This window comes from uncultured Oscillibacter sp. (assembly GCF_900544955.1).
Classification (GTDB): Bacteria; Bacillota; Clostridia; order Oscillospirales; family Oscillospiraceae; genus Oscillibacter.
The window spans coordinates 1-26,374 of the sequence record NZ_UQXD01000010.1 but is presented as its reverse complement, the minus strand read 5'-3'; the positions used below and the strand labels follow the sequence as shown (position 1 = coordinate 26,374).

At 61.1% G+C, this 26,374-nt stretch carries 30 protein-coding genes and 1 pseudogene; 9 read left to right on the top strand and 22 right to left on the bottom strand.

Features of this window, described 5'->3' with window-relative positions; genetic code table 11:
* Positions 1 to 125: 125 nt before the first annotated feature.
* The 5 genes from QZS21_RS03995 to acgA all read right to left on the bottom strand — a co-directional run bounded on the left by QZS21_RS03995 (position 126) and on the right by acgA (position 3,787).
* Positions 126 to 914 (bottom strand): protein-ADP-ribose hydrolase, encoded by a 789-nt coding sequence (locus tag QZS21_RS03995; protein WP_295580540.1) that lies wholly within the window; start codon positions 912 to 914, stop codon positions 126 to 128.
* Positions 898 to 1,806 carry a Sir2 silent information regulator family NAD-dependent deacetylase gene (locus tag QZS21_RS03990; protein WP_295580538.1) on the bottom strand — a complete coding sequence of 303 codons (909 nt, stop codon included), beginning with the start codon at positions 1,804 to 1,806 and terminating at the stop codon, positions 898 to 900. The genes QZS21_RS03995 and QZS21_RS03990 overlap by 17 nt, the downstream gene beginning before the upstream one ends.
* A 58-nt stretch (positions 1,807 to 1,864) precedes the next feature.
* Complete coding sequence (locus QZS21_RS03985; protein ID WP_295580536.1) at positions 1,865 to 2,485, bottom strand: 4Fe-4S binding protein; 621 nt, start codon at positions 2,483 to 2,485, stop codon at positions 1,865 to 1,867.
* Positions 2,464 to 3,516 (bottom strand): radical SAM/SPASM domain protein, ACGX system, encoded by a 1,053-nt coding sequence (acgM, locus tag QZS21_RS03980; RefSeq protein ID WP_295580534.1) that lies wholly within the window; start codon positions 3,514 to 3,516, stop codon positions 2,464 to 2,466. Before acgM ends, QZS21_RS03985 begins: the two co-directional genes overlap by 22 nt.
* A gap of 118 nt (positions 3,517 to 3,634) precedes the next feature.
* On the bottom strand, positions 3,635 to 3,787 hold the full coding sequence (acgA, locus tag QZS21_RS03975; RefSeq protein ID WP_295580532.1) for an ACGX-repeat peptide: 153 nt from the start codon (positions 3,785 to 3,787) through the stop codon (positions 3,635 to 3,637).
* 184 nt (positions 3,788 to 3,971) lie between these two features.
* On the opposite strand from acgA, the gene QZS21_RS03970 reads away from it, so the two are divergent.
* A complete protein-coding gene (locus QZS21_RS03970) occupies positions 3,972 to 4,310 on the top strand; it encodes a helix-turn-helix domain-containing protein (protein WP_295580530.1) in 339 nt (112 codons plus the stop codon).
* A 110-nt stretch (positions 4,311 to 4,420) separates the two neighbouring features.
* Here QZS21_RS03970 and QZS21_RS03965 read toward each other — a convergent pair whose 3' ends face one another.
* The 3 genes from QZS21_RS03965 to QZS21_RS03955 are packed head-to-tail and all read right to left on the bottom strand — an operon-like array spanning position 4,421 to position 7,032.
* The gene (locus tag QZS21_RS03965; protein ID WP_295580599.1) at positions 4,421 to 4,999 is read right to left on the bottom strand and encodes an AAA family ATPase; all 579 of its coding nucleotides are present in this window, start codon (positions 4,997 to 4,999) and stop codon (positions 4,421 to 4,423) included.
* Positions 4,992 to 6,410 carry an MATE family efflux transporter gene (locus tag QZS21_RS03960; RefSeq protein WP_295580528.1) on the bottom strand — a complete coding sequence of 473 codons (1,419 nt, stop codon included), beginning with the start codon at positions 6,408 to 6,410 and terminating at the stop codon, positions 4,992 to 4,994. The genes QZS21_RS03965 and QZS21_RS03960 overlap by 8 nt, the downstream gene beginning before the upstream one ends.
* Positions 6,397 to 7,032, bottom strand: a complete 636-nt coding sequence (locus QZS21_RS03955; protein WP_295580526.1) for a TetR/AcrR family transcriptional regulator — start codon at positions 7,030 to 7,032, stop codon at positions 6,397 to 6,399. Before QZS21_RS03955 ends, QZS21_RS03960 begins: the two co-directional genes overlap by 14 nt.
* 302 nt (positions 7,033 to 7,334) lie before the next feature.
* Here QZS21_RS03955 and QZS21_RS03950 point away from each other — a divergent pair, with 302 nt between their 5' ends.
* The 7 genes from QZS21_RS03950 (at position 7,335) to QZS21_RS03920 (ending at position 13,203) form a co-directional block, all read left to right on the top strand.
* Positions 7,335 to 8,000, top strand: a complete 666-nt coding sequence (locus QZS21_RS03950; protein WP_295580524.1) for a response regulator transcription factor — start codon at positions 7,335 to 7,337, stop codon at positions 7,998 to 8,000.
* Positions 7,997 to 9,007, top strand: coding sequence for a HAMP domain-containing sensor histidine kinase (locus QZS21_RS03945; RefSeq protein WP_295580522.1), 1,011 nt, complete (start codon positions 7,997 to 7,999; stop codon positions 9,005 to 9,007). Before QZS21_RS03950 ends, QZS21_RS03945 begins: the two co-directional genes overlap by 4 nt.
* 75 nt (positions 9,008 to 9,082) lie before the next feature.
* On the top strand, positions 9,083 to 9,841 hold the full coding sequence (locus tag QZS21_RS03940; RefSeq protein ID WP_295580520.1) for an ABC transporter ATP-binding protein: 759 nt from the start codon (positions 9,083 to 9,085) through the stop codon (positions 9,839 to 9,841).
* Positions 9,828 to 11,771, top strand: a complete 1,944-nt coding sequence (locus tag QZS21_RS03935) for an FtsX-like permease family protein (protein WP_295580518.1) — start codon at positions 9,828 to 9,830, stop codon at positions 11,769 to 11,771. The genes QZS21_RS03940 and QZS21_RS03935 overlap by 14 nt, the downstream gene beginning before the upstream one ends.
* A gap of 334 nt (positions 11,772 to 12,105) precedes the next feature.
* Positions 12,106 to 12,330 (top strand): hypothetical protein, encoded by a 225-nt coding sequence (locus QZS21_RS03930; RefSeq protein ID WP_295580516.1) that lies wholly within the window; start codon positions 12,106 to 12,108, stop codon positions 12,328 to 12,330.
* 39 nt (positions 12,331 to 12,369) lie between these two features.
* Positions 12,370 to 12,933 carry a hypothetical protein gene (locus QZS21_RS03925; protein WP_295580514.1) on the top strand — a complete coding sequence of 188 codons (564 nt, stop codon included), beginning with the start codon at positions 12,370 to 12,372 and terminating at the stop codon, positions 12,931 to 12,933.
* Between the two features lie 24 nt (positions 12,934 to 12,957).
* Positions 12,958 to 13,203 (top strand): hypothetical protein, encoded by a 246-nt coding sequence (locus tag QZS21_RS03920; protein WP_295580512.1) that lies wholly within the window; start codon positions 12,958 to 12,960, stop codon positions 13,201 to 13,203.
* A 975-nt stretch (positions 13,204 to 14,178) separates the two neighbouring features.
* Here QZS21_RS03920 and QZS21_RS03915 read toward each other — a convergent pair.
* The 9 genes from QZS21_RS03915 to QZS21_RS03875 form a co-directional block, all read right to left on the bottom strand.
* Complete coding sequence (locus QZS21_RS03915; RefSeq protein WP_295580510.1) at positions 14,179 to 14,598, bottom strand: arsenate reductase ArsC; 420 nt, start codon at positions 14,596 to 14,598, stop codon at positions 14,179 to 14,181.
* Between the two features lie 3 nt (positions 14,599 to 14,601).
* Entirely contained in the window at positions 14,602 to 14,946 is a 345-nt protein-coding gene (locus QZS21_RS03910; RefSeq protein ID WP_295580508.1) for a thioredoxin family protein, read from the bottom strand.
* Between the two features lie 20 nt (positions 14,947 to 14,966).
* Complete coding sequence (locus tag QZS21_RS03905; protein ID WP_295580506.1) at positions 14,967 to 15,968, bottom strand: permease; 1,002 nt, start codon at positions 15,966 to 15,968, stop codon at positions 14,967 to 14,969.
* Between the two features lie 89 nt (positions 15,969 to 16,057).
* Positions 16,058 to 16,372 carry a helix-turn-helix transcriptional regulator gene (locus QZS21_RS03900; protein WP_295580504.1) on the bottom strand — a complete coding sequence of 105 codons (315 nt, stop codon included), beginning with the start codon at positions 16,370 to 16,372 and terminating at the stop codon, positions 16,058 to 16,060.
* 87 nt (positions 16,373 to 16,459) lie between these two features.
* Positions 16,460 to 17,644, bottom strand: a complete 1,185-nt coding sequence (locus QZS21_RS03895) for a plasmid recombination protein (RefSeq protein ID WP_366557573.1) — start codon at positions 17,642 to 17,644, stop codon at positions 16,460 to 16,462.
* Positions 17,645 to 18,088: 444 nt separating this feature from the next.
* The gene (locus QZS21_RS03890) at positions 18,089 to 19,240 is read right to left on the bottom strand and encodes a helicase RepA family protein (RefSeq protein ID WP_295580502.1); all 1,152 of its coding nucleotides are present in this window, start codon (positions 19,238 to 19,240) and stop codon (positions 18,089 to 18,091) included.
* A gap of 3 nt (positions 19,241 to 19,243) precedes the next feature.
* Entirely contained in the window at positions 19,244 to 19,564 is a 321-nt protein-coding gene (locus tag QZS21_RS03885; protein WP_295580500.1) for a plasmid mobilization protein, read from the bottom strand.
* 3 nt (positions 19,565 to 19,567) lie between these two features.
* On the bottom strand, positions 19,568 to 20,644 hold the full coding sequence (locus QZS21_RS03880) for a site-specific integrase (RefSeq protein WP_295580498.1): 1,077 nt from the start codon (positions 20,642 to 20,644) through the stop codon (positions 19,568 to 19,570).
* Positions 20,645 to 20,657: 13 nt separating this feature from the next.
* Positions 20,658 to 20,846 (bottom strand): DNA-binding protein, encoded by a 189-nt coding sequence (locus QZS21_RS03875; RefSeq protein WP_295580496.1) that lies wholly within the window; start codon positions 20,844 to 20,846, stop codon positions 20,658 to 20,660.
* A gap of 166 nt (positions 20,847 to 21,012) precedes the next feature.
* Between QZS21_RS03875 and QZS21_RS03870 the strand changes: the two genes are divergently transcribed.
* Entirely contained in the window at positions 21,013 to 21,564 is a 552-nt protein-coding gene (locus tag QZS21_RS03870) for a helix-turn-helix domain-containing protein (protein WP_295580494.1), read from the top strand.
* Positions 21,565 to 21,740: 176 nt separating this feature from the next.
* Here the strand turns inward: QZS21_RS03870 and guaA are convergent, their stop codons facing one another.
* The 5 genes and pseudogenes from guaA to QZS21_RS03845 form a co-directional block, all read right to left on the bottom strand.
* Positions 21,741 to 23,282 carry a glutamine-hydrolyzing GMP synthase gene (guaA, locus tag QZS21_RS03865; RefSeq protein ID WP_295580492.1) on the bottom strand — a complete coding sequence of 514 codons (1,542 nt, stop codon included), beginning with the start codon at positions 23,280 to 23,282 and terminating at the stop codon, positions 21,741 to 21,743.
* A gap of 15 nt (positions 23,283 to 23,297) precedes the next feature.
* Positions 23,298 to 23,930, bottom strand: coding sequence for a hypothetical protein (locus QZS21_RS03860; protein WP_295580490.1), 633 nt, complete (start codon positions 23,928 to 23,930; stop codon positions 23,298 to 23,300).
* 73 nt (positions 23,931 to 24,003) lie between these two features.
* Positions 24,004 to 24,582, bottom strand: coding sequence for a xanthine phosphoribosyltransferase (locus QZS21_RS03855; RefSeq protein ID WP_295580488.1), 579 nt, complete (start codon positions 24,580 to 24,582; stop codon positions 24,004 to 24,006).
* Between the two features lie 217 nt (positions 24,583 to 24,799).
* A complete protein-coding gene (locus QZS21_RS03850) occupies positions 24,800 to 25,621 on the bottom strand; it encodes an Mrp/NBP35 family ATP-binding protein (protein ID WP_295580486.1) in 822 nt (273 codons plus the stop codon).
* A gap of 67 nt (positions 25,622 to 25,688) precedes the next feature.
* Positions 25,689 to 26,374: pseudogene (locus tag QZS21_RS03845) on the bottom strand (hypothetical protein); the annotation flags it as partial.

Here is a 26,374-nt window from a genome sequence, read left to right as displayed (position 1 = left end):
GTAAAGCGGAGAAAACCCGGCCGCTCCGGCAAAAAAACGGCACAGCCGGTCCACTTTTTGGACCGGCTGTGCCGTTGGGCGGGGCAAAACAGGGGGGCGGATGGGAAAACCGGCGGTTTGGGACGTCAGCGGGCCAGCAGCGGGCGGTATAAGTCCAAGTCTGCATCGGTGAACACATTGAATACCACCCGGCGCAGCGCGGCGTCCCGGGAGAGGAAGTCCCGCACCGTCTCCACCGCGATCTCCGCCGCCCGCTCCGGGGGGAAGTGGAATTCCCCGGTGGAGATGCAGCAAAAGGCCACGCTCTCGATTCCCCGCTCCGCCGCCAGGCGGAGGCAGGCGCGGTAGCAGGCCGCCAGGTCTCGGCAGTCCCGGGCCGTGAGGGGGCCCTGGACCAGGGGGCCCACGGTGTGCAGCACAAAATCGGCGGGCAGGTTGTACCCCTCGGTCAGCTTGGCCCGGCCCACCGGCTCCGGATGGCCCTGGGCCTCCATGAGGCGGTGACATGCGTCCCGCAGCTGGAGGCCCGCCGCCGAGTGGATGGCGTTGTCGATGCAGCCGTGGCAGGGGCAAAAGCAGCCCAGCAGGGCGCTGTTGCAGGCGTCCACAATGGCGCCGGCCGCCAGGCGGGTGATGTCCCCCTGCCAGATGGCGATGCGGGGATCGGCGGCGGTAGGGGGGAGGTCCATGGCGTCCACCACCCCCCGCTCCTCCCGCTCCGCCGAGAGCAGTCTGTCCTGCCGGGCGAGAAAGCCGGGATTTAGAGGCATGGGCGGGCGCAGGTTCATCAGGCTGCGGAGCAGCCGCCGCCGGGAGGGCAGGTCGCCGGGGAAGCGGGCCGCCGCCTCCCGGTACTGCGGCAGCTCCGCGAGGAGCTGGGCGTTCAGGGCTTCGATCTCATGCAACCGGTCCATGCCCGACACCTCCCTCTCCGTCCGGCGCCGCCGGAGCTTCCAGCTCCCGCAGCACCGCGCCGATGTCGGCGTCGATGCAGACGGCCTGCCGCCGGAGGGCCTCCGGGCAGCCGGCCTGGCCGCTGTTGACGCAGGCGTAGACGGCGCGGGGATTGGCCGCGGCCATCTGCCAGAAGGGGAATTTGATGATGGCGGGGGTGTTGTACCCGACGCCCAGCTCCCAGAACAGCACCCGCCCCGTGCGGTGGCGGCGGAGAAAGTCCCGGTACCGCACGGCGGCCCGGTGCCAGCCCGCGTCCTCCACGAAGGTGTCGTCGGAGCGCAGGTTCATGGCCATGGGCCTGCCGCAGACGGGGCACACCGGCAGCAGGGCCTGGGGAATCCGCCCCTCCGCCTGTTCCGCCGCCATGCGCCGGACGGCGTCCTCATTGTCCCAGGTCCGCTGGCAGCAGGGGCCGGAGCACTGGAACAGGCCGTAGTCCCCCTGGGTGTAAAACAGCCGCTCTTTGTCAAAGCCCGCCTTTTGAAAGCAGTGGTCCACATTGGTGGTGAGGACGAAGAACTCCCTGCCCGCCAGCAGGCACCGCAGGGCCTCGTAGACCGGCAGAGGACCGTCCTGGTAGCGGTTGAGGAGAATGAGGCGGCTCCAATAGGCCCAGTGCGCCTCCGGCGAAGGGAAGGGGTAGAAGCCCCCGGTGTACATGTCGTGAAAGCCGTATTGGGCCTCAAAATCGCCGAAGTGGCGGTGGAACCGCGCTCCGCCGTAGGAGAGGCCCGCGGAGGCGGACAGCCCTGCCCCGGCGCCCACCACAATGGCGTCGGCGGCCTCCAGGGCGGCGCGCAGCCGCGCTGTCTCCCGGGCGGGGAATGGGGATTGCCGATTATCTGGCATGGGGGATGGCTCCTTTCTTATCTTGGAACAGGGCGGGACCCCGGGGCGGAGGGGATGTTCACCCATCGCCCAGCCGCCGGACCGCCCCGGCGGGACAGAGCCGGGCACAGGCGCCGCAGTGCAGGCAGTGGTGCTCCTGGATGGCATAGGGCGTCCCGGGCAGAATGCAGCTCTGGGGACAGCCTGCGGCGCACAGGCCGCAGCCGGTGCAATCCGCCGTGATGCGGTAGCCCTTGGGGCGGACGGCTCCGCCGCCCAGGGCATAGGAGGCCCGGAAGATGGGGCGCACGCCCAGGTGAAAATACGAGAGTTCCCCCTGCCGGAGGGCGAACACGATGCCGGCGCGGCGGGTTTCGCCGGGGTAGACGTTGGCGAGATAGGGCTGTTCGGCAAAGATGGCGTCGATCCAGCGGGACTGCTCTGCCTCCGGGACCGGCGCCACCTGGCCGGACAGGCGGATCATCTCCTTGGAGGCGGTGAGGCCCAGAATCTGCACCCGTCCGTCGGCCAGCAGCTCCCGGCAGAAGTCCTTGCCCCGGGCGGTGAAAAAGAAGAGGGCCTCGGGCTCGTAGTGGATGGCGCTGATGCTGCGGACCTGGGGGGCGCCCTGGGCGTCCACCGTGGCAAAGGCCAGCACGCCCGCCTGCTTCAGCTTTTTCAGACAGGTCTGGGCGTCCATCCCGCCACCTCCTTCCAGCACTGGGGGTCCGGGGCGTAGGGGTCCCCGCAGCAGCCCGCGGCCACCGCCGGACAGCCCCGGCAGAACCGCAGCAGCTCGCAGTTGCTGCAGGTTTCAAAGGCGTCGTACCGGCGGAAGGCGTCGAAGGCCTCGCCGGTGAACAGCGTCCAGAGATCGTCGGTCAGGGCGTTGCCCACCCGGCTCTCCATGCGGCGGCAGGCGTACACCGCCCCGTCGGAGAGGATGGTCATGTGGCGGTTGGCGCAGCCGCAGCCGTCGTGGATCAGGCCGTCCGCCGGGTAGGCGCCGGGGTCGAAAAGCCCCTTTTCATAGAAGAACAGCGTCCACAGGTGGTCCTTGCGGGAGAAGACGGTCCGGCAGCCCTGGGCCTCGTACCGCTGGAACTTCTCCCAGCACCGCTCCAGCAGCGCCCGGTACTCCTGGGGGGAGCAGAGGGTGTCCCGGTCCTCCCGGGAGGGACAGTAGCGGGCGAAGGCGAAGAGGTCCGCCCGGTGCGCCACCGCCACGTCGATCAGCTCCGGAATCTCCAGGTGGTTCCACCGGGACACGGTGGCCATGACGGCCACGCGGATGCCCGCCCGGCGGAGCAGGGGGATGGCCGCCAGGGTGGCGTCGTAGGAGCCTGGACGGCGGATGCGGTCGTGGGTTTCCCGCAGGCCGTCCAGGGAGAGCTGATATTTCCGGCAGCCGCAGGCCCGCAGCCGCCGGCATACCTCGTCGGTGAGGTGGAAGGGATTGCCCAGAATGGCAAAGGGCAGGTCCCGCTCCCGCAGGCGCTCCGCCAGCGCCCAGAACTGGGGGTGGAGCAGGGGATCGCCGCCGGTGAGGTAGAAGTAGGGCCGCCTCCCGGCCTTCCGGCAAAAGGCCAGGCAGTTTTCCAGGACGTTCTCCATGTCCGCCAGGGGCATTTCGCAAAACTGCGCGTGGGAGCCCTGGGCGTAGATGTAGCAGTGCTTGCACCGCTGGTCACAGCTCTCGGTGATGTGCCATTGAAAGGCGAAGTCGTTCATAGGGGATGCCTCCAGTTGGTGTGGGCTGAGGACGCAGCGCCCAAAAGGCGGCGGGAGACCGCCCTCCCGGCGCCGTGCCCCCGCAAGGGTTCCCGCGGGAGCGCGGGGAAGGGGTGCCTTACGTCTGGTCCCCGGCGCCGCAGGCACTGCCGCAGGCGGTGGGGGGCTCCGCGGGCTTGGGGTCTCCGGCGCCGCAGGCGCTGGCGCAGGCGGAGCCGGCCGCCTGGTCCGCCTGTTTGGCGGTCCAGTCAAACAGTTTTTCCAGTCCCATGCATATCCTCCTCTCTGTAATTTGAAACCGGCCTCCCGGCCTCTGATTGAGATGATAGGGCAAAGGAGGGCCGCTGAACAGTACGCACTTTTTTATAACGGAGTCACCTTTTGGTGACCGCTTGCAAGCGGCGGGGGCTTGCCCTATAATGAGACCATGGAAATCCTGGGAGGAGGGATGCGGAATGCTGACCAAGGAGGAACTTCCGGCCTGCCCTGTGGCCACCACGGTGCAGATCATCGGCAACAAGTGGAAGCTGCTCATCATCCGGAACCTGTGCAGCCGGACCTGGCGGTTCAATGAACTGAAAAAGGACCTGGCGGGCATCAGCCAAAAGGTGCTGACGGACAGCCTGCGCTCCATGGAGGCCGACGGCATCATCACCCGCACGGTCTATCCGGAGGTGCCGCCCCGGGTGGAGTACGCCCTGTCGGAGCTGGGGGAGTCCATGCGGCCCATTTTGGACGCCATGCAGGCCTGGGGGGAGAGCTATCAGGACCTGGCCAACAGGGGCGGGAGATGAGGCCGCCTTCTTGAAAAAGCCGACGGGGACCCTGCATTGCGGGGTCCCCGTCGGCTTTTGAAGCGGGATTGCAAGGAGAATGGGAAGCGATTTTTCGCAGCCGCGGACTTCTAACGACAGGCAGACAGGATGACCCGAACGGCCCCGTCGATCCCAAGGCTGCCGCTATCGATACAGAGGTCAAAATGGTCCGTTCTCTGCTTGGAAGCTCCCTCGTAGAAGGCATAGTAGGCCATGCGCTTTTTGTCAATTTCCTTGATCCGCCGCTCAATGTGTTCCGGCGGCGCCTGATATTCTTCCAATGCGCGTTGAATTCTTGCCTCGATCTCTGCGTAGATGAACACCCGCAGCAGCGGCTGCCGGCCTTTCAGCACCTCGCCGGCGCCGCGGCCCACCATCACGCAGGGCCCTGGGGCGGCCAACGCGAGAATGGCGCTGCGCTGGGCGAAGTAAAGCCGGTCCTGGATGGGCAATTCAAACGGCACGCCGGGGGCGAGGGGATACAGGGGGCTTCCCGCTCCGGTTTGATCGGCCTCTGTAAAATGGCTTGCGTGGATGCCGCTTTGACCGGCGGCTTGCTGAATGATCTCTTTGTCGTAAAAGGGAATGCCCAGCCGTTCCGCCACAAGTTGTCCGATCCGTCTGCCGCCGCTGCCGTACTGGCGGCTGATCGCAACAATTTTATCCATCTTCGCCACGCTCTCCGCCGCCGGTTTCTGCGGCCTTCTGCTCATGCGCCGCCATGTTTCTCGCCGCCATCCGTCTCATGGGCCGGACCAGGAAAGCACAGACCAAAAGCGTCAGGATATCGGCGGCGGGCTGCGAAAAGTAGATGCCGGACACGCCGAAAACCCGCGGCAGCACCAGAATAAACGGCACATAGAACAGCCCCTGGCGGATCAGGGAGAGCAGCAGCCCCATTTTGGAGGAGCCGATGGTCTGGAAGGTGATGGTCATCATGTAGCACAGTCCGAACGCCGGATACAGCGCCACCTGTGAGATCAGCAGCCATTTTCCAAACGCCACCACCGCCGGATTGCGGTTGAACAGCAGGATCAGCGGCTGGGCCAGCGCGATATAGACCGCCGCCACCGCCACGGTGAGCAGCAGGGCTCCCCGCAGGGCGAACCGGGCCGACTGGTGAAACCGCTCTTCCTGCTTCGCGCCGAAGGCATAGGAGGCCACCGGCTGATACCCCTGCATAAATCCCATGATGACATAGCAGCCAATCAGGATCAGCCGCTGGACCACGCCGTAGGCCGCGATGATCAGGTCGGCGTCCGGCAGGGGCTTCGCGGCGATGTTGGTCAGTGAGGTCGCCAGCGCGAGGCAGATTTGAATGACCGCCGTTGGAATTCCGATGGAGACGACGGTCCACACCAGGTTGCCGGAGCACTTGAAATACCGGGGCCGGACCTGGATGATGGAGCGGCCGCTCAGATAGAACCACAGCAGGATTCCATAGGTGACCAATTGGGAGACCGTTGTGGCGAGGGAGGCCCCCTCCACCCCCATGCCAAGGCCCCACGAGAACATGAACACCGGGTCGAGCACCACGTTCAGCGCCGCGCCGGTGATGACCGCGACAGAGGAGATCTTGACCGAGGACTCCGCCCGGGCCGCGCAGTTGAGGCTTTGGGCGGGCAGATTGAACAGGGCCGCGATCAACATCCAGAAAGCGTAGTCCTTTGCCTGGGGCAAGACCGCATCGGAGGCGCCGAACACCCGCAGCAGCGGCTCCATGAAAAGAATTCCAAATACGCAGAGACCGACGCCGATCAGCATGGAGATTCCGACGACGGTGGTCACGGTGCGGCTGGCCCCCTCGTTGTCCGCTGCGCCCAGCTGCCTGCCCGCCAGCACCGACGCCCCCGCCGCGAAGATGTTTTCCACCGAAACCATGATCAGCAGCAGCGGCAGGGTCACGCCCACCGCCGCAAGGGCGATATCGCTGTCCAGCATCCCGATATATGCCGTGTCCACGATGTTGTAGACCGCTTTTGCCAGCAGGGCCAGCGTGGCCGGCACGGCGAGACGGACGATGGCGCGCGACGGCTTCGCCGAGGCCAGCAGGGATTCCGCGCTGTTATCTGGTGCCATCCCGATCACCCAACACCCCGTACAGCAGGATATGAATCTGCCGGTGGCACCTTTCCTCGTGTTCGCGGAGCGCCTGCTCCGGGGAGTGGATTCCCGCCAGCTCCCGCTGGAACCGCAGGTTGAAATAGTCCATGTACAGTCTGAAATCGTCCGCCACCGCGGAGATGTTCAGGTCCCTGCGGGGCGCGGCGCTTTCCAAAAGCCCGGTCAAGATGCGGATATTCAGGTCGTCAAAGCTTTTTCGCGTTTCGGATATCCTGGCAATCAGGTGCTCCGGCGGATGGAGCGCGGCATCGGTGAATATTCCGAGATAAAGCGGGTTTTCCGCAAAAAAGCGGAGTCTTGCGTCAAAATAGCCTCGCAGCCGTGTTTCCACAGAGCCGCTGACGGCATCCGGCGCCTGTGTCAAATAGGCCGTCAGCGCGTCAAAGCAGGCCGTTACACACAGGAGATAGAGTGTATCCTTATCCGCAAAATAGTGATAGATGATTCCCTTGGAGATATCGTTTTCCGCGCAAATCGTATTCAGAGAAGCCGCCGCATACCCCTTTTCGGAAAATTCCCGCAGGGCGGCCCCCAAGATCCGCTGCCTCGACAGCGCGTTCTTCTCCTCCCGTTTCATGGAATCGCCTCCTCAAAATAATTGACCACGTGGTCTATTATCTGTATTATAGCAAAAACAAACCATGTGGTCAATAACTTTCGTAAAAGAATCCGGGGAAGAGCGGGAGGGCCGGAGGCCGCATTTGTGGCGGCTCCGGCGGATGTAGTGCGTGCAAAACGGGGTGGGGGTCCGCCGCGGCCTGCCCTGCCGCTATTTTGCGAGAAAAGACGGCACCGGGGGGCGGTCCGCTCCCAATCTTCCGTGGACAGCCCTTCTCCCTCTGTGCTAAAATGAGAAAAACGGAGTAAAGGCGGCGTGAGATGCAGACCATCATGATTTTGGAGGATGACCCGGTGATCCGGGAGGAACTGGCCCTGCTGCTGGAGAATGAGGGCTACCGGACTCGGACGGTCACGGACTTTTCCACGGCCGCAGAGCAGGTGCGGGAGGTGGGGCCGGACCTGGTTTTGCTGGACGTGGGCCTGCCCGGCCGGGACGGATTTTCCCTGTGCGCGGAGCTGCGCCGGGCGTCCGATGCGCCGGTCATCTTCGTCACCAGCCGGGACTCCGCCCTGGACGAGCTCCGGGCGCTGAGCCTGGGCGGGGACGACTACATCACAAAGCCTTATAACATCCCCGTCCTGCTGGCCCGGGTGAAGGCCGTTCTGCGGCGGCGGGGCGGTGCGCCGGACCCGGAGCTGCTGGAGGCCGCAGGCATCACCCTCAGCCTGACGCGGGGTACCGCCTCCGCTGGGGGGCGGTCTGTGGAGCTGACCCGGAACGAGCTTCGGATTCTGGCATATCTCATGCGCCGCCCCGGGGAGATCGTCTCCCGGGCGGATCTGATCGAGGCGCTGTGGGACAGCCAGATCTACATGGACGACAACACGCTGAGCGTCAATATGACCCGGCTGCGGGCAAAGCTGGAGGAGCTGGGCCTGCCCGGCGCGATCAAGACCCGGCGGGGAATGGGGTATCAGCTATGAGCGTTGGCGCATTTTTATCCGACCGGCTGGGGCGGCTGGTGCTCCAATTGGGGGGCGCGGCCGCCGGAGGGGTGTTTCTGCTGGCCACCGGCACAGCGCCGGGCGTTTTGGCGATTCTTCTGCTGGCCGGGGGGCTGCTCTTTGCCGGCGTGCAGGCGGCGGACTATCTCCGGTGCCGGAGCCGGCTGGAGGAGCTGGAGGCCGTCATGGACGGGCTGGACCAAAAGCAGCTCTTCGCCGAGTGCGCCCCGCCTCCCCGGGGGGCCTATGAGCGCGGGCTCTTCGCGCTGATGCGCCGGTCGGGCAGGGCGATGATCGGGGCCGTATCCGAGGCCCGGTCCGCCCAGCGGGAGTACCGGGCGTATATCGAGAGCTGGGTCCATGAGATCAAAACGCCCATCACCGCGGCCCAGCTCCTCTGCCGCAGCGCGGAGCCGGAGACGCGGCGGGCCCTGTCTGCGGAGCTGGCCCGGATCGAAACCCATGTGGAGCGGGCACTGTTCTATGCCCGGGCGGAGAGCCCGGAAAAGGACCTGGTCATCCGCCGGACGCAGCTTTCGGAGCTGGCGGACCAGGCCATCGGGCAGCACCGGACGCTGCTGATCCAAAGCGGCGTGCGCGTGGACACGGAGGGCCTGGAGCGCACCGTGTTTACCGACGGCAAGTGGGCGTGCTTTTTGCTGGGACAGCTGCTGCAAAACGCGGTGCGCTACCGAGGGGAGCACCCGGTGATCGCCCTGTCCGCCCGGCAGCTGGGGCATCGGGTGGAGCTGACGGTCCGGGACAACGGCATCGGCATTCCGGCCCACGAGCTGCCCCGGGTCTTTGAGCGGGGGTTTACCGGCAGCAACGGCCGCAGCCGGGGCGGCTCCACCGGCATCGGGCTGTACCTTTGCCGCAAGGTTGCCGCTGCGCTGGAGATTGATTTGCGCATCCGGTCCGAGGAGGGCCAGTGGACCGAGGCCGTCTTGACGTTTCCCGCCCAGGAAAACCTTACAAAATTGTAAGGGAGCGCCATACCGATTCGATACCACCGTCGTTGCTTTTGGCGTACACTGGAGAAGAACAAAGGAGGCAACGATATGCTGCAAGTAGAGAACATCGAAAAGTATTACGGAAGCAAGAACAACGTCACCAAGGCCCTGGACCGCATCTCCTTCCAGGTGGACGACGGCGAGTTCATCGCCATCATGGGCGCCTCCGGCAGCGGCAAGACCACGCTGCTCAACTGCATCTCCACCATCGACACCGTCAGCGCCGGCAGCATTTTGCTGGATGGGGAGAACATCGCGGAGCTGCCCCAGAGCGAACTGGCCCGCTTCCGGCGGGAGCGGCTGGGCTTTGTCTTTCAGGACTTCAACCTGCTGGACACCCTGACCCTGGAGGAGAACATCGGCCTGGCCCTCACCATCAACCATGCGGACGCCCGGACCGTGGAGCGGCAGGTGCGGCAGACGGCGCAAAAGCTGGGCATCGAGGACATCCTGGAGAAGTTCCCCTATCAGGTCTCCGGCGGGCAAAAGCAGCGGGCGGCCTGCGCCCGGGCCATCGTGGCCGGACAGTCGCTGCTGCTGGCGGACGAGCCCACCGGGGCGCTGGACTCCAAGGCGTCCAAAAACCTGCTGGAGATTTTGACGCGGATGAATCGGGAGATGCACGCCACCATCCTCATGGTCACCCACGACGCCTACAGCGCCAGCTACGCCTCCCGGGTCCTCTTCCTGAAGGATGGGCGCATTTTCAACGAGCTGATCCGCGCCGGGCGCACCCGGCCGGTGTTTTACCACGAGATTTTGGACGTGCTGGCGCTGCTGGGGGGTGACGTCAGTGACGTTATCTGAGCTGTCCTTGCGCAACGCCCGGCGGCAGGCGCAGGACTACCTGGTGTACTTCGCTACCATCGTCATGGCCGCCGCCCTGGTCTACGCCTTCAACGGCCTGGTCTTCTCCCAGGAGATCCGGGCCCTCTCCGGCATGATGGACAGCCTGCCGCTGGTCATCGTGCTGGTCAGCATCGCGGTGGTGGGCATTCTGGGCTGGCTGGTGCACTACACCATCGGCTTCATGCTCTCCCGCCGCAGCCGGGAGCTGGGCACCTATATCCTGATCGGCCTGGAAAACAGGCAGGTGGCAAGGCTCTTCTTCCTGGAAAATCTGGCCGTGGGCGGCGTGGCCCTGGTGCTGGGCACCTTGCTGGGCAATCTGGTTTTTCAGGCGCTGCGGGCCGTGACCCTGGCGCTGTTCCACGTGCCGTACACCTTCGGCTTCTCCTTTTCCATCCGGGCCGTGGGGCTGACCCTGCTCTACTTCGGGCTGATCTATCTGCTGGCCCTTTTCAAAAGCCGCCGCCGCATCCGCGGCATGAAGATCTGCGACCTGTTCTCCTTGGACCGGCAGAATGAGGAGGCGGTCATCCAGAAGAGCCGCCGCCGCAGAAGAATTTTTGCGGCCTCCCTCGTCTCCGGTGTCGTCGGCACGGCGCTGCTGCTTCTCCGGAACCTGACCCTGGGCATTTTGGGCGCCCTCTTCATCATCTTCTTTCTCTATGGGTTTTTCATCAGCTTCTCCTCCGGCGTGCCCGCCTATTTTGAGGGGCGCAAAGAGCGGAAGTACCGGGGCCACACGCTCCTCATTTTCCGGGGCCTCTCGGCCAAGCTGGCCACCATGGGCGTCGCGATGGCGACGATTGCGCTGCTGTTCACCGCCACGCTGATCTCCGAGGGCAGTGGAATGGTGTTCAACGCCCTGTTCCAGAGCCGGGCCGAGCAGACCACCTGCTTCGACCTCTTCATCGCCTCCACGGGCCGGGACGAGACCCGCTTTGACCAGTACCTCGCCTATCTGGACGGACATGTCCCGGTGGACGCGTCCCACACGTACGCCGTCTATCGGGGCGCGGACTTACAGGTGACGAAATATATCGAGGAAAACACCGGCTATTACAGGACTTTCGAATTTGACACATTGATGAGGGCCAGCGACTATGCCGCCCTGCGGGCCATGCTGGGCTACCCGGCGGTCACGCTGGGGCCGGGGCAGTATCTGATCCACTGCATGGCGTATCTGGAGGAGGCGATGACCGCCTACGCCCAGCCGCTGACGGTGGGCGGGGCGACCTTGACTCCGGGCGGCGTCCGCACGGAGCATTTCACCCAGTCCCTCTGGGACGGCAACGGCCGGGGCTTTATCCTGGTGGTGCCCGACGCCGTGGCGGAGAGCCGGCCCGTCAGCCACCATATCTACGCCGCCATGACGCCCCAGCCGGTGCCCGCGGCCGACTTCCAGGCCATGCAAGACCTGCGGGATGCCCGGGGCGGCCTTGCGGACAGCTACGACACGCTCTTTTCCAAGGCCGCCGCAGAGGCGGAAAACGCCGCCATGTACGCCGTGATCGTCTTCCCGCTCTTCTATCTGGCGCTGGTGCTCACCATGGTATCCGCCACGATCCTGACCATTCAGCAGCTCAGCGACACCGACCGCTACCGCCGGCAGTTTCAGCTCTTGGAGAAGCTGGGCATGGACCGGCGGGAGATGCGGCGGACGCTGAACCGTCAGTTTGCCATCTACTACACCATGCCCGCCGTGCCGCCGCTGCTGATCGGCGTTCCCTTTATCCTGGCTCTGGGCAGTGCCCTGGACCCCGGCGTGCTGACCGGACCGGCGCAGCTTCTGCTGGTTCTGGGTGCCACCCTGGGCATCTTTTTCTTCATCTACTTCGTATATATTCTCCTGGCCTATGTGAGCATGAAACGAAACGTGCTGCCGGGATGAGGAGACGGAGCGGGTCATCCGAAAGGATGACCCGCTCCGCTTTTTGGCTCCCCTTTGCAGCGCCGATGCCTCTGCTCAGCGGAGAATCCCAAGGCGGTACGGCGAAAGAGGGGAAGCCGTTTGACAGTTCACCGGGCGGACAGTAGAGTAAGGGAACTTCAGTTGACCGCCTTTGCCGGAAATTTGCCGGGGAAGGGCTTTGACGAAATGCTCCGGAAGGACCTGAGACGCAGGGAGGAGAGGACAAGGTGGGGGAAGCGTATCATTTCCAAGTGAACCTGGGCGGCATGCTGGACGTGCTGTCCAACCATCTCTATAAGAGCCCGGAGTCTTTTTGCGGGAGCGCCTGCAAAACGGCGTGGATGCCGTCACCCTGCGGCAGAAGGAGCAGCCGGGGTGGAGCGGCGGAAAGTTCACGATCTTCCTGACGCCGGGGCGCCGCATGGTGTTCCGGGACTACGGCGAGGCACTTCTGGCCGGGGGCCATCCCCTGCGCGGCGGGGAGCTGAAAACCCTCAACCAGGAACTGCTGAACATGATCGACCACAGCGCGCGGTAACGTGACCCTCAGATTGGAAGAAGGGCGAGGTGTTGAAAGATGACGGAGGAAGCCCTGCTGTCCCGTCTGCGGGCGTGCGAGTCGCTGCCCCACGGCAAGGAGCGGATCGCCGCCTATTCGGAATTGATCCGCCAGGCCGACCTGATCCAGACGCGGGGCCTCCAAATGAGCCTGCGGCGCACCTATGCCTCCGAGCGGATGGGGTATGGCGACGCGGGCAAGGCCTTCCCCACTGCGGCAGAGTACCTGACCCTGCGGGAGAAGGAGGCGCCAGCCGTGGAGGCCTTTGGAGATTCTGACCTGATCTTCATGGCGGACTTCGGTCTGGAGCTTTTGAACTACCTGCCCCAGATCACGCTCCGGCAGGCCGAGGCCATGATGCAGCAGTTTGAGCAGATGCTCCGGTCTCAGGGCTGGGGGCTGCAGCTCTATTATCAGCGGGCGTTCCGCTTCTACGGGAACATCAGAACCCAGAAGGCCCTGGAGCAGTTCGGACTTTTCCAGAGCACCCGGCGGGACTTCTTCTCAGACTGTAGCGCCTGCGAACAGGCGGATGTGGTGCGCCTGTTTTTCCAAATGGGAGACCTGGCCCGCGCCGCTTAGCTGGCCCGTCCCATTTGGGACGACTTGCTAAAGTGCCATGAGGTGCCCCGCAACGTGTGGCTGCTCTACCTCCAGCAGGCGCTGGATCTCGGCCAGCGATCGAAAGCCGAATCCCTGGCGGAATCCCTGTCTGCGGCCAGCGCGCCGGAGGACCCCGGCGACTGGGGGTATCTGGGGGCGGTGCTGCGGTGCTGGGCCTTTATCGCGCCGGATCGCGGGGCGGGCCTGCTCCAGCGGTGTCTCTCTTATGGGATACGGCTGTGGGACTAGGAGAAGTGGTTTGCCTTTGCAGTAGGGGCCTGGACGTTTTGCAAAAAACGGGCCGAGGAGACCGACAGGCTGCATCTGGCACTTCCCCGGGACTTTCCCCTGTGGCGGGAGGACGGAGCATACCGCTCGGAGAAGCTGGGGCGCAGGTTCTACCGACAGGCGGCGGACACGGCGGCTCGGTTCGACGCCTGCTATGCGCGCACGCAGGAACGTGCGGTGTGCTCTGCGGACTATGCTGCGGGACAGCGGTTTTGGCTGGTGTGTCAGGGTTAGACGGGCAAGATGCGCCGGATGAATTTACCTTTTAGGATCAGGGGGATTGTAACCGACCAAAAGTCGATTTACGCTGCATGGCTGGACGGTTTCCCTGACGGATGGGGGATTCCCGCAGAGACAGTGGCGGGATTTCTCACTTGTCAAAATACTGCTATTCAGAAAAAAGGAGCTGTCAAGCCGCTGCATTGCAGCGGCTTGACAGCTCCTGTCACTATTCCCACTCGGCAAATTCAAGTATATGGGGGTGTATTTAGGGTAATTTTATAGGCAAAACATTCGCAAATATGTTAATATTTCGCCCGCTTATTTGGGGCAGTTCATTTTCTTAGTATCAAAATAGTATCACAAAAATCCTGAAATTGCAAGGTTTTCAGGCCATAAACGGCCACAATCAAAACTTACCTCAATTTGATGTAAGTTTCTGTCGAAATCGGTCTCAATTCGAGACCGATTTCGACCACCGCCTGGGAGCGTAGACGCACCCAGGCAATAGGGGATTGATTTCCGCCCCCAGCGGAAATCAATCCCACCATGAGACACAATTCGACCACCGGCTCCCGCCCAAAATCAAAGGAGGCGTGCAAGCACCCTTGGGGCTTGCACGCCTTGATAACTGAAAAGCAAGACCGGGCGGAGCGGTCAATGGCGGCGCACTTGTGCGCCGTTCATCTCGACCATTGACAGCCATGGCTGGTTTTGCTATCCGTCTAAAAAAGTGTTCTGCTCTATTCGATTTTTTAGATCGTTAATTTTTTCTCTAATGGACTGGATTATCTCTAAAAATACTTTGTCTACTTTCCCAGTTGGATCATCAAGCCCCCAATCCTCCCGATGCTTGCAGGGCAGGTAGGGACAGGTCACATTGCACCCCATTGTTATGACAATGTCCACAGGCGGAAGTTCGTTCAGCAATTTGCTATATTGCGCCTGTTCCATGTCAATGCCATAGAGTTGTTTTATCAGCCGAACTGCGTCCTGATTGATCTGCGGCACAGTCTCCGTACCAGCGGAGTAACTTTCAAATACATCGGAGGCCAGATACTTTCCAAGTGCTTCGGCCATCTGGCTCCGACAGGAGTTGTGGACGCAGATAAATGCCACCTTGGGTTTTTGCCCCATACATTATCCTCTGACTTTCTGAATGAGGGCTTTGGCCTCGCCCTTTTTCAAAACTTTACCATAAGACACGACCTTACCATCCACCACAAGAGCAGGAGTCGTCATTACGCCGTAGGCGGCAATCTGCGTGAAATCTGTTACATGGTCGATAGCGGTGTCCATCCCCAACTCGGCCAGCGCCTCACGGGCGGCCTCCTCCAAAGCGTTGCACTTGGCGCACCCGGAGCCAAGCACCTTAACGCCACCGGAAGCCTTGACCGCCTCTGCATGGACCATCGTTTCTGGGGTGCAGTTGCCGCCACAGCAGCAGGACGCGGGTTCTTCTTTCTTCTTGCTGAACAGTCTCATGTTTCATTACCTCCTAAAAATTAAATCAAAATGAATTGGAACACATTGAACAGATAGCCGACGATGACGATACCAATGGTGCAGATGGCGATAAACAACGCCAGCAGTTTTGGCTTGACGGCTTTGCGGAGCATGATAAGGGACGGCAGAGACAAGGTAGTAACAGCCATCATAAAGGATAAGACGGTGCCGAGTTGTGCCCCCTTAGAAAGCAATGCCTCCGCAACAGGAATTGTGCCGAAAATATCCGCATACATCGGAATACCAACGATAGTAGCCAGGATCACACCAAAGGGATTACTGCTGCCAAGCACCATTTCGATCCAACTTTCCGGTATCCAGTTGTGGATCACAGCGCCAATCCCGACACCGATTAAAATATAGGGAAACACTTTCTTGAATGTGCCAAGCATTTGTTCCTTTGCGTAGGTGAGCCGTTCCCGGATCGCCAGGTCTGGAGACTCAATGTCAACGCTGCCAGCCGAAAGTACAAAACTTTCAACATACTTTTCCATACGAAACTTTTCAATCATGCTACCGCCGATTACCGCAATCACGAGCCCAAGGATCACATAGACAACAGCCACTTTTGCCCCGAAAATGCTCATGAGCAGGACAAGACTTCCTAAATCAACCATTGGAGACGAAATCAGAAAAGAAAATGTCACGCCCAAAGGAAGCCCCGCACTTGTGAAACCAATAAACAGCGGAATAGATGAGCATGAGCAAAAAGGCGTTACAGTTCCCAACAGAGCGGAAATGATATTTGCCCAAATCCCACGGAAACGCCCTAAAATGCGTTTGCTCCGTTCTGGAGGGAAATAACTTTGGATATAGGAAATCGTAAAAATCAGCACACAGAGCAGCACCGTGATTTTCAAAACATCATAGATGAAAAACTGAATACTGCCGCCTATGCGTCCATTTACATCTAAGCCCAGCGCCGACAGCCCACCGCCAAGAAATTCATTCAGCCATTTCATGCCAAGCACCTGGTCTTGAATGAAATCCCACAAGCCCATAAAAAAACCTCACTTTCCATAGATAGAAATATATCAAAAATTTTTGATGTATCGTGCGGATAGAAACGCCATCTACTTAGATGGCGTTTCTATCCGCACCGAGAACAGGACACCTCTGGCTCTATGTTTGGAGTTGTCAACTTTTTCAGTAGTTCCACCGCATAATCCCGTCCCGAAGAACTTAGGCGATAATGCGTCCATTTACCCTCCTGACGGCTGGCAACAATGCCAGAGTCACAGAGGATTTTCATATGGTAGGATAGCCCAGATTGTGTCAAGCCTAACGGCTCTTGCAGGACACAGGCACACTTTTCACCGCTCCTTAACTGTTCCAAAATCGCAAGGCGCTTTGGATCGCAGAGAGCCTTAAATACCTTGGCCTGCTCCTGATATGCCGTATCCATGTCTCACCTCGCATCAAATTATTTTGATGTAATTAGTATATGTGTCAGGTAAGCATTTGTCAACAGTTCAATCAAAATTTTTTGAAGTCAACGCCCGCCACGCTCAAGAGAACGCCGGGGCCGCTTGCGGCCTTTCTCTGCCTGTTCCCTCTGCTTGTCGGCCTCCACCGCCGCCGCTACCTGCTGTGGGCCAAAGACCCGCTTGACCCGTGTATAGTCGGCGGAGATCTGCCTCAGTTTCTTGTTCTCCAGCCATATTTCTGTCATTCGATCATTCAGGCGGCTGTTCTCCCCACATACCCGGTTATATTTCATCTGAACATCCACCAGCCTTTCGCTCAGTTCGATGTAGGCCCGGTACAAAGAGCGCAACACCTGGACAATTTTCGCCAGCAGGGGCTTTGCCTTTTTCTCCCGGTAGGACTTGCCGCTCTCCAGCGTCCCGGCCTCCGGCAATATTTCCTCCGGGTCAGTGGAGAAGTCCGCCGCCAGCCGCTCCATGTTCTTCACCGCCGGGGCCAGTTCTTTCAGCCGCCGCTCCTGCCGCTCCACCTGACCCTCTTTCTCCGCTTTGACCGTTTCCAGGGCGGCGATCTCTTTCGCCCTCTGCTCCTTCTTGAAGTCCAGCACAGACAGGTGCTTGTCGTGGGTGCCCTTGTCCTCCCACTCTATCCCGTGGCGCTCCATCACAGCGGCAAGCTGTTCCTTTTCAGAGCGTACCCACTGGCTCCACTCCGTGTCGCCCCTGGTGCCGCCCTTGAAGCCCTGGGCCGCTAACGCCTGTTTCAGAGATACCCGTGTGTTCAGCCCCCGCTTGCTCCCGGTAGTGAACGGCACAAAGTCGATGTGCAGATGGGGCGTAGCCTCGTCCATGTGGAGGTGGGCCGAGAATACACGGAGGTTGGGATTGCGCTCTTGAAACGCTTTCATATACTCGTCCAGCACCGTCAAGGCAAGCCGCCCCTCGTCGCTATCGGCGCTCATATCGTCCTTGTTGCCCACTTGCAGGATAATTTCATGGAACGGCTTTTCCTGCTTGCCGGATCGGATTTTCTCATAGTAGTTTTCAATCTTGCGGTCTGCCCTGGTCTGCTTGGCGTTGTATCGCTCCAAAGCCTCGTCAAAGAGTTCATGGTACACCGCCTTGATATTCTCCCGGCAGTATGTTACATTCAGGTGTGAACGCTCTGGATCGGTATTCTTGGCGTGAAACTTCCTGCTGTTATGATTGACCGAGCCACGCCCCACCATGACGCTTATCGTCCTTTTCAAATCAATCCCTCCTTCCTTTTCCGCCGCGCCAGCGGCGGGCCTTTGTTACTTTCTGCGAAAGTAACGCAAAAGCACTTTTGACAGCCTAACGGCCATCAAAAGCGCATTTGCGCCCTACGGGGTGGTGTGGGGGCTTTGCCCCCGCCGTCTGCGGACGGCTCCCCCAGCAGGGTGCCCTTTGAAAAGGGCACCCTGCACCCCGCCTAAACTTTGTCACTCGCCGTTGGGCAGGGGGGAAAGGCCAGCGGCCTTTTCCCCCACCCGGTGAGTGTTGTCCGTGGGCCGAAAGTCAAGGGGTACGGGTTGTATTGCCTTGCGGCAATCTCCACCCGCAGGTATGCCCCCTTGACTTTCGCCCCCGCTCCTCGTGACGGTTGTGACGATGGTGACGATGTTTCAGGCACCGCCCCGTTCTCTATTTCATCGTCACAACCGTCACCATCGTCACACTTCCTCTACCCATACCAGCCTGATACGGCTCCCGGTGCGGATATGGGTGTTTGTATAGCCGATATGGAAGTCAAGGAGCAACTTCCCAGCCCGGACATTCAGCCGCTTTGTCAACGCATTGGGCTGAATATCCAGCCCCAGGACAGCGGCAAGGTCGGTGGCTGTCCCGTTCCATTCGGGCCGCTCCGCCGTCACCAGAGCGGCCACGGCCTCTAAAACCGGGTCGGGCGGCTCCTTGTGCAGTTCTGTTTCCCGCCGCTCCAACTCCCACACAAGCCGCTCCTCGTCTTTTTTTAGATATAGCCTTTGGTCTTGCAGGTCACGCCCGGAAATATCCAGCATGGCGGCGCTGTCCGTTCTCCGCTCCTTTTGGAGCAGGAAGGCCCCGTCTGCCGCCCCCATCAGGCCATTGGTGCCGGAGATTTTGTCAAACCTGTCATCGGCCTGTTGTTTCCGTGTATGGTGTACCAGCAGGACGCAGACCCCGCTTGCGTCAGCAAACCGTTTCAGTTTGGTTATCACCTCATAGTCGCTGGCATAACTGTACCTTTCGTCCCCGGTCTCCCGGATTTTTTGCAGGGTGTCGATGATGATAAGCCGGGTGTCCGGGTGTTCTTGGACAAAGCCCTCCAACTGCTTTTCCAAACCGCCGCCCAGCGTGTGGGCGCTGATGGAGAGGAACAGCCCCCCGGCGCTGTCTGCCCCGAACATTCGGTATAGGCGCTCCTGCAAGCGGGGGTAATCGTCCTCCAGGGCCAGATAGAGGACGGCACCCCGTCGGACTTCGTACCCCCACAGGGGGAGGCCCATACTCACATGATAGGCAAGTTGGGCCATGAGGAAGGACTTGCCGACTTTGGGAGCTCCCACAAAGAGGTACACCCCCGGATAGAGCAAGCCCTCCACCACGGGGGGCTTGCTGGGAAACACACGGTCATAAAGTTCGTTCATGGAGAGAGAGGGCAGATAGGCCGGGTCATTGACCCGGTCTATCTGCCGCAGGATTTCCCTAAAATCCCGCTCTTGGGGCTTGTGTTCGGTCTGTTCCTCTGCTATACTTTGGTTAGGTTTTTGTGAGAGCGGCTGTCCCCCGTCTGCGCCAACAGGCGGATATGGGGCAGTCGTTTTCTCTTTTCCTCTATCCATCTATCAATCCCCCCTCATGCCGTCCATGATGGCGGCGATCTGTCGAATGGTGTCCAGCAGTTCGCCGTCCACACCACCACCGGCCTCTATCCGTTGCAGTTCCGTCAGTACAGCGGCACACTCGTTCCGCAATGCCTTGTAGACCCGTGGATTGCCCTGCACTATCACCTCCCGGCACAAGAGCCGCCGGGTGATATAGTCCTGTTTCGTCAGCCCCGACAGAAGCACATAGGTGTCCAGTAAATCAGCCTCCTCCGGCGATAGTCTGAACGCTACCTGACGATTTCTCCAGCGATTGTGGTTATCAAGATTTTTCGCTGACATGATTTAGGCCCCCTTTCTCTCCATGTCCAGCCTGTCCGCCATCTCCGCCTGCCGGGTGGGGAACAGGTGGGCGTAGCGGTAGGTAATATCAATGCTCTCATGCCCCACCCGGTCAGCGATTGCGAGGGCCGTAAAACCCATGTCAATCAGCAGGGAAATGTGACTGTGCCGCAGGTCGTGTATTCTGATCCGCTTGACCCCGGCCTCTTTCGCTCCCCTGTCCATCTCCCGGTGGAGGTAGGATTTCGTCACCGTGAAAATGCGGTCTGTCGGCTCCACGGCGTACAGGCTTTTGATATAGTCCTGCATTTCGTCACAGAGGAAAGAAGGCATTTGAATGACCCGGTTACTCTTTGGCGTCTTGGGGTCGGTGATAACATCCCGGCCCTTGATACGCTGGTAGGACTTGGAGATGGTAACAGTCTGCTTTTCAAAATCGAAGTCCGCCGGGGTGAGGGCCAGCAGCTCCCCCTCCCGCACGCCGCACCAGTAGAGCATTTCAAAGGCGTAGTAGGACAGCGGCTTGTCCATCATGGCCTCGGCAAATTTCAGGTACTCTGCCTTTGTCCAGAACAGCATTTCCCGGCCCTTGGCCTTGCCCATGTTGCCTACCTGGGCGGCGGGATTGACTTTCAGATTGTAGTGCCGCACCGCATGATTGAACACGGCGCTCAACTGATTATGGAGCGTTTTCAGGTACACCGGGGAATAGGGTTTGCCCTTTTCATCCCGGTGGTTGAGCATTTCATTCTGCCACGCCATGACCTCTTTCGAGTGGATGTCGCACATCTTCCGTTTGCCGAAGTAGGGCACCAACTTCTTGTAGAGGATGTGCTCTTTTGTCCCCCAGGTGTTTTCCTTGATACGGCCTTTCATGTCCGCTACATAGATGGCCACGAAGTTCTCAAAGGTCATTTCCAGGTCGGCGGTCTGCTGTTGCAGGAATGTCCGCTCCCACTCCAGCGCCTCCCGCTTGGTGGGAAACCCCCGTTTCATCTTCTTGACCTTTTTGCCTGTCCAGTCCTCGTAGTAAAAGGACGCATACCATGTACCCTTTGCCTTGTCTTTGTATGCTGGCATTGTCGTTCCCTCCTTACTGCCTGTCCCGCAGTCCGTAGAATTTTTCCTCGAAGTAGCGCCTGCTCACCCGTCCGGGGATGGTGATAAAACCTTTCTCTTTCAGTTCCTCGTTCATCTCCCGCACCAGTTTGTAGGCGTAGGGCTTGGAGATACCCAGTTCGCTGGCTACCTCCTCCGCTTTTACAAACAGTTCCTTGCTCATGTTCTGCACCTCCTCATTTATATTTCGCAAATATGTTAATGATTGCATCCTCATTATACATTAACATCAGAGTTAATGTCAAGAATTTAATTCGCTTTTTTGTTAAACTTTTTCTTGCGTATTTCGCTTTTTTGCGCTATACTATTTTCAAAGGCGGTGTTACATAATGACAGTTGGAGATAAAATAAAGAAAATCCGCGCTTTTCGAGGCATGACGCAAAAGGAATTAGGGATCGCCATCGGCTTTGAGGAAAAGGGAGCGGACAACCGTATCGCACAGTACGAGACGAATTACCGTGTGCCCAAGCGGGAGTTGCTGGATAAGATAGCGGAGGCGCTGCGGGTAGACCGCCAGAACTTCTATACCATTCGACCCGGCTGTGCTGAGGACTTCATGCGGACATTCTTCTGGCTCGACGAGGACAGCCCCGGCTCTATCTGCCTGTTTCCGCTTGTCCGTGTCCCCGGTAAAATCAAAGAAGAAACCGTTGTCCAGTATAACGACAGTTACGACTGGCCTGCACAACCTCCCGTGGGCATTTACTTCAACTATGGGCTTGTAGACGAGTTCATGCACGAATGGCTCTTGCGTCAACAGGAGTTACACGCCGGGGAGATCACCAGGGACGAATACTTTGAATGGAAATTGAATTGGCCGAGAACCTGCGACGATTGCGGGAAATGTGAACCGAGTGTTCTATGGCGAAAAAATAAATAAGACAAGCAAAAAACCGCCCTGCTGAATTTGTCGTTCAGCAGGGCGGTTTTGCTTGTCCTTTTGGGATTATTCTCTTGGGAGTACCGGGCAGACACGAATAGTATCAATCCAGTATCAAGAGCCTTTTGGACGGGCAAAAAAGCCTGTATTCATGCGGGTTTGCGCCGTTTCAAGCGTCATTCCCACTCGATGGTCGCGGGGGGTTTGCTGGTGATGTCGTACACGATCCGGTTGATGTGAGGGACCTCGTTGACGATGCGGACGCTCACCCGGTCCAGCACGTCGTAGGGAATTCTGGTCCAATCCGCCGTCATGAAGTCCGTGGTGGTGACAGAGCGGAGGGCCAGGGTGTAGTCGTAGGTCCGGCCGTCGCCCTGGACGCCCACGGAGCGCATGTTGGTCAGCACCGCGAAGTATTGGTTCATGGTGCCCTCCAGACGGGCCTTGGCGATTTCGTCCCGGAAGATGAAGTCCGCCAGCCGCAGGGTGTCCAGCTTGTCCTTGGTGATCTCGCCGATGACGCGAATGGCCAGGCCCGGGCCGGGGAAGGGCTGGCGCATGACCAGGTACTCCGGCAGGTCCAGCTCCCGGCCCAGCTGGCGCACCTCGTCCTTGAACAGCATCCGCAGCGGCTCGATGATCTCCTTGAAGTCCACGTAGTCGGGCAGGCCTCCCACGTTGTGGTGGCTCTTGATCACGGCGGCATCGCCGGTGCCGGACTCGATGACGTCGGGATAGATGGTGCCCTGCACCAGGTAGTCCACCTGGCCGATCTTCTTGGCCTCCGCCTCGAAGACCCGGATGAACTCCTCGCCGATGATCTTGCGCTTGCGCTCCGGCTCGGAGACGCCGGCCAGCTTGGAGAGGAACAGCTCCTCGACGTTGGCCCGGACGAAGTTGATGTCCCACTTCTGGAAGGCGGCCTCCACCTCGTCGCCCTCGTTGAGGCGCATGAGGCCGTGGTCCACAAACACGCAGGTCAGCTGACTGCCCACGGCCTCGGCCACCAGGGCCGCTGCCACGGAGGAGTCCACGCCGCCGGAGAGGGCCAGCAGCACCCGGCCGGTGCCCACCTTCTCCCGAATCTGGCGGATGGCGGTCTCCTTGTAGTCGCCCATGGTCCAGTCGCCCTTGGCGCCGCAGACCTCATAGAGAAAGTTGCGGATCATGTCGGTGCCGTGCTGGGTGTGGTTCACCTCGGGGTGGTACTGGACGCCGTAGAAGCCCCGGGCCTCGTCGCAGATGGCCACGTTGGGGCAGGCGTCGGAGTGGGCCACCAGGGAGAAGCCCTCAGGCACCTTCTCCATATAGTCCCCGTGGCTCATCCAGGTGATGCCCTGGGCCGGAAGGCCCTTGAAGAGCTTGCAGCCGGTGTCGAAATAGGTCTCGGTCTTGCCGTACTCCCGGGCGGAGTCGCCGGTGGCGGCGATGACCTTGCCGCCCAGATGGTGGGCGATGAGCTGGCAGCCGTAGCAGATGCCCAGCACCGGCACGCCCAATTGGAACACGGCGGGGTCCACCTGGGGGGACTTGGGGTCGTACACGCTGTTGGGGCCGCCGGTGAAGATGATGCCGATGGGGTTCATGGCCTTCACCGCGTCCAGGGAGACGGTGTAGGGCTTTACCTCGCAGTAGACGCCGCACTCGCGGACGCGGCGGGCGATCAGCTGGTTGTACTGACCGCCGAAGTCCAGAACGATGACAGTCTGGTGAGACAAGGGGATTCCTCCTTTTTAATGGTCTTGGGGAACCTCCGCGCCGCCCCATTCCACCACGGTGAAGCCGGTGCGGGCAAAGGCGGGGAGGGGCTGAGCGGGGACTTCCACGGGGGATTCCAGGCGCTTCCAGGCCATGAACACCCGCAGCACGCTGTCCGGCTCCGGCGTGACGGTGAGGACCGCGTGCTCCGTGTAGGCCTCGTCCTGGAAGGCGATGAGGTTATAGGGATTGGCCTCCATCCGGGGCAGCCAGTAGACGATGAACTCGTTGGCCTCCCGGCGGCTGAGGCCCAGCTGGGCCAGGGCGTCCTCCAAAAAGGCGGCGGTGCCGGACCCGGGGATGCAGAAGCCCTGGGAAAAATCGTAGACCGCCGTATCCGCGCCCTCCCAGAAGAGGTACTGGTAGGTCTGGCCGCCGCCGTCCGTCAGCGTGCCGTCCGGCTGGGCGGTGACGGTCCAGCCGCCGTCGTAGGCGGGGTAGGTGCAGGTTAGGCGGCCGCCGTAGTCCAGGGTGACGGTGACCTCCGTCTCCGCCGTGGGGTAGAGGTAGATCACCGGCTTGGCGGAAGTCTGCTCCTCTGGCCGGCAGCCGGAGAGCGCGGCGCACAGCAGCGCGGCGGCCGCCAGGAGCAAAAGACGCTGTTTCATATCAGAATGCCTCCTCTTTCGTCGTTCTGAAAGAGAAGACGAGAAAAGAAGGCGGGGGGGTTCGCGGGGGGAGTCAGTCCTCGTCCCGGAAGACGATGTTGCCCGGTTCGGCGGACTCGATGATGGCCAGGGACTTCAGGTTGTATCCGGCGGCCCGGAGACGGTCGCCGCCGCCCTGGAAGCCCTTCTCCACGGCGCAGCCAATGCCCACCAGAGTGGCGCCGGCGGAGGTGACGATATCGCACAGGCCCCGCATGGCCTCGCCGTTGGCCATGAAGTCGTCGATGATGAGGACCTTGTCCTCGGAGGAGAGCCACTCCTTGCTCACCAGCAGGGTGACCTTTTTCTTATAGGTGTAGGAGAAGATGTCGCTCTGATACAGACCGCCCTCGATGTTGTCGCTCTTGGCCTTCTTGGCGAAGATCATGGGCTTTCCGAAGTGCTGGGCCACGATGGCGGACAGGGCGATGCCGCTGGCCTCCGCCGTGAGGATCATGGTGACCTCGTCCATGTTGAAGTGCCGGCCGAACTCCTCGGCGATGTGGGTCATCAGCCCCGTGTCGATGCGGTGGTTCAAAAAGCCGTCCACCTTGATGATGTTGCCGGGCAGCACTCTGCCCTCCTGCACGATGCGGTCCTTCAGTTCCTGCATGCGTTGCTCCCCCTCTGTTTCCTGATGATATTGTCGATTTTTGACGAAGTGTCGCTTACCTTTTATTATCGCCAATTATCCCAGGTTTTGCAACTGTTTTTCCAGACAAAAACAGGGGCCTTCCCCTGTCGGGGCAGGAGCGATCTTGTATGAAATGGACAAAAGGGATGGAAAAGCCGCGCCGTGGAAGGACACGGCGCGGCTTTTTCTGGAAATCTTACTTGCCCTCCAGCCGGTTGGCGGCGCCGTCCAGCCAGTCGCCTTGGAAGGACTCGATGTCCCCGGCGTCGGTGAGGGCGGCCAGGGCCGGGTCGATGGGCATCTCCGCCAGCACCGGCAGGCGGTGGCGGGCTGCGGCCTCGGCGGTTTTGCCCTCGCCGAAGAGGTGGATCTTTTTGCCGCAGTCCGGGCAGGAGACGTAGCTCATGTTCTCCACCAGACCCAGGATGGGCACCTCCATCATCTCGGCCATCTTCACGGCCTTCTCCACCACCATGCCCACCAGCTCCTGGGGGGAGGCCACGATCACGATGCCGTCCAGGGGGATGGATTGGAACACGGAGAGGGACACGTCGCCGGTGCCGGGCGGCATATCCACGAACAGGTAGTCGCAGTTCCACAGCACGTCGGTCCAGAACTGCTGGACCACGCCGGAGATGACGGGGCCGCGCCAGATGACGGGGTCTGTCTCGTTGGGCAGCAGCAGGTTGGTGGACATGATCTGGATGCCGGTGCGGGACTCCATGGGGTAGAGGCCCTGCTCGCTGCCCATGGCCTGGCCGTGGACGCCGAAGGCCTTGGGGATGGAGGGGCCGGTGATGTCCGCGTCCAGGATGCCCACCTGGTAGCCCCGGCGGCGCATGGTGACGGCCAGCTGGCTGGTGACCATGGACTTGCCCACGCCGCCCTTGCCGGACACAATGCCGTAGACCTTCCCCACCTTGGCGGCGGGGTTGTGCTCTTTCAGCAGGGTCTGGGGCTCCTGCCGCTCACCGCAGCTCTCGCCGCAGGAGGCGCAATCATGGGTGCATTCGCTCATAACAGTCTGATCTCCTTTATTGATGTCTTACCGTTCCGGTGGCGATTGTTCAATAATCTTCTCTATCTTATACCAACTCCGCCGCGTCCGTCAACTGCCGGATGGAAACCTCCCCGTCTTCGGCAAAAAAGGCGGCCTCCCGGCTGTGGCAGGTGAAGAGGAGGATTTGCCGCCTTCCGGCGGCCTCCTTCAGCCAGCGGAGGGCGGCGGCGCAGCGGCGGTCGTCGAAGTTTGCCAGGGCGTCGTCCAGCACCAGGGGCACCGCGGCCTCCTCCGGCAAAACCAGGTCGCAGATGGCCAGCCGGGCGGCCAGGTAGAGCTGATCCGCCGTGCCGGCGGACAGCAGCCCTGCATCCCGGTACACGCCGTCCCCCGACGGCTCCGCGGAGAGATGAAGGCTCCGGTCCAGCACCACGCCGCCGTACCGGCCCTCCGTCAGCTCCCGGAAGATCTGGGCCGCCCGGCGGCCCAGGGCGGGGGAGAAGCGGTTTTGCAGGGCGGTGTTGGCCTGGTCCAGCGCCTCCATGGCCAGCTGAATAGCGCCGTACTCCGCCTCCAGGCCGCCGATCTGCCGGGAGAGATGGTCGGCGGCGGAGCGGAGCACCACCGGGTCCCCGCCGGCGTGGAGCTGCCCCGCCAGCCGGTCGGCGGCGGAACAGGCCGCGGCCCGGCGGCTGCGGACCTCCTCCAATTGGGCGGTGATGGCCTCCCGGCTCCGGGAGGGGGGCGCCGGGGGCGCGGCGTCCGCGGCCG

Bases quoted from the DNA above. Each gene is read 5' to 3' on its own strand.
- QZS21_RS03950 (WP_295580524.1), top strand. From the start codon at position 7,335: ATGCAGACCATCATGATTTTGGAGGATGACCCGGTGATCCGGGAGGAA.
- QZS21_RS03880 (WP_295580498.1), bottom strand. From the start codon at position 20,644: ATGCCAGCATACAAAGACAAGGCAAAGGGTACATGGTATGCGTCCTTT.
- QZS21_RS03915 (WP_295580510.1), bottom strand. From the start codon at position 14,598: ATGGGGCAAAAACCCAAGGTGGCATTTATCTGCGTCCACAACTCCTGT.
- QZS21_RS03885 (WP_295580500.1), bottom strand. From the start codon at position 19,564: ATGTCAGCGAAAAATCTTGATAACCACAATCGCTGGAGAAATCGTCAG.
- QZS21_RS03860 (WP_295580490.1), bottom strand. From the start codon at position 23,930: ATGAAACAGCGTCTTTTGCTCCTGGCGGCCGCCGCGCTGCTGTGCGCC.
- QZS21_RS03940 (WP_295580520.1), top strand. From the start codon at position 9,083: ATGCTGCAAGTAGAGAACATCGAAAAGTATTACGGAAGCAAGAACAAC.
- acgA (WP_295580532.1), bottom strand. From the start codon at position 3,787: ATGGGACTGGAAAAACTGTTTGACTGGACCGCCAAACAGGCGGACCAG.
- QZS21_RS03995 (WP_295580540.1), bottom strand. From the start codon at position 914: ATGGACCGGTTGCATGAGATCGAAGCCCTGAACGCCCAGCTCCTCGCG.
- QZS21_RS03965 (WP_295580599.1), bottom strand. From the start codon at position 4,999: ATGGATAAAATTGTTGCGATCAGCCGCCAGTACGGCAGCGGCGGCAGA.
- QZS21_RS03985 (WP_295580536.1), bottom strand. From the start codon at position 2,485: ATGGACGCCCAGACCTGTCTGAAAAAGCTGAAGCAGGCGGGCGTGCTG.
- QZS21_RS03925 (WP_295580514.1), top strand. From the start codon at position 12,370: ATGACGGAGGAAGCCCTGCTGTCCCGTCTGCGGGCGTGCGAGTCGCTG.
- QZS21_RS03890 (WP_295580502.1), bottom strand. From the start codon at position 19,240: ATGGATAGAGGAAAAGAGAAAACGACTGCCCCATATCCGCCTGTTGGC.
- QZS21_RS03990 (WP_295580538.1), bottom strand. From the start codon at position 1,806: ATGCCAGATAATCGGCAATCCCCATTCCCCGCCCGGGAGACAGCGCGG.
- QZS21_RS03970 (WP_295580530.1), top strand. From the start codon at position 3,972: ATGCTGACCAAGGAGGAACTTCCGGCCTGCCCTGTGGCCACCACGGTG.
- QZS21_RS03955 (WP_295580526.1), bottom strand. From the start codon at position 7,032: ATGAAACGGGAGGAGAAGAACGCGCTGTCGAGGCAGCGGATCTTGGGG.
- acgM (WP_295580534.1), bottom strand. From the start codon at position 3,516: ATGAACGACTTCGCCTTTCAATGGCACATCACCGAGAGCTGTGACCAG.
- QZS21_RS03945 (WP_295580522.1), top strand. From the start codon at position 7,997: ATGAGCGTTGGCGCATTTTTATCCGACCGGCTGGGGCGGCTGGTGCTC.
- QZS21_RS03900 (WP_295580504.1), bottom strand. From the start codon at position 16,372: ATGGATACGGCATATCAGGAGCAGGCCAAGGTATTTAAGGCTCTCTGC.
- QZS21_RS03850 (WP_295580486.1), bottom strand. From the start codon at position 25,621: ATGAGCGAATGCACCCATGATTGCGCCTCCTGCGGCGAGAGCTGCGGT.
- QZS21_RS03910 (WP_295580508.1), bottom strand. From the start codon at position 14,946: ATGAGACTGTTCAGCAAGAAGAAAGAAGAACCCGCGTCCTGCTGCTGT.
- QZS21_RS03875 (WP_295580496.1), bottom strand. From the start codon at position 20,846: ATGAGCAAGGAACTGTTTGTAAAAGCGGAGGAGGTAGCCAGCGAACTG.
- QZS21_RS03855 (WP_295580488.1), bottom strand. From the start codon at position 24,582: ATGCAGGAACTGAAGGACCGCATCGTGCAGGAGGGCAGAGTGCTGCCC.
- QZS21_RS03905 (WP_295580506.1), bottom strand. From the start codon at position 15,968: ATGGGCTTGTGGGATTTCATTCAAGACCAGGTGCTTGGCATGAAATGG.
- QZS21_RS03870 (WP_295580494.1), top strand. From the start codon at position 21,013: ATGACAGTTGGAGATAAAATAAAGAAAATCCGCGCTTTTCGAGGCATG.
- QZS21_RS03960 (WP_295580528.1), bottom strand. From the start codon at position 6,410: ATGGCACCAGATAACAGCGCGGAATCCCTGCTGGCCTCGGCGAAGCCG.